The organism is Streptomyces sp. SID3343 (genome assembly GCF_009865215.1).
GTDB lineage: Bacteria > Actinomycetota > Actinomycetes > Streptomycetales > Streptomycetaceae > Embleya.
Map to the genome: position 1 here is coordinate 1 of NZ_WWJX01000327.1, position 539 is coordinate 539.

The window sequence follows — 539 nt, forward strand, 5'->3', positions numbered from 1 at the left end:
CCGGGCCCGAGCAGGTAGCGCACGCCCGGGCGCATCCGGGCGACCACCTCGCGGGCGATCGCCGCGACGCTCTCGGGCGCGGCCTCGGACGAGCCCGTCTTGCGGCCCGACAGGCGCACCCTGGCGGCCGGCACCGCCAGCGTCCCGTACAGCAGGGGGCCGACCCGGCCCGCCCGATAGGCGTCCTCGTCCAGGTCCACCACCTCGGCCTCGGTGGTCCTGCCCGCGTACGCGGCGGCCGCCGCCCCCGCGGCCGTCGGGCTCACCGCGAAGCAGCCCGAATAGACCTTCACCCCGGCCGGGATGCCCAGCACGGCGCATCCCGGCTCGGCGTCGAGCACGTCGCGGGCGGTCCCGTCGCCGCCCGCGAACAGCAGCAGGTCCACGTCCGCCAGTGCCCGTACCGCCGCCCTGGTGTCACCGGGCGAGGACGGCACACCCGGTGATACCGGCACGAGTTCGGGGACGGCGCCGCCGGCCCGCGCCGGTTCCGCGCCCATCGGGCCCGCCACCGTGACCACGGTCGCGTCGGGCCGGCC

Annotated in this window: 1 protein-coding gene; it reads right to left on the reverse strand. The window is 78.5% G+C overall.

Annotation, left to right across the window (positions count from 1 at the left end; genetic code table 11):
• Positions 1 to 539: NAD(+)/NADH kinase (locus GT354_RS11015; protein WP_202511748.1), on the reverse strand; the 539-nt coding region annotated here is incomplete at both ends.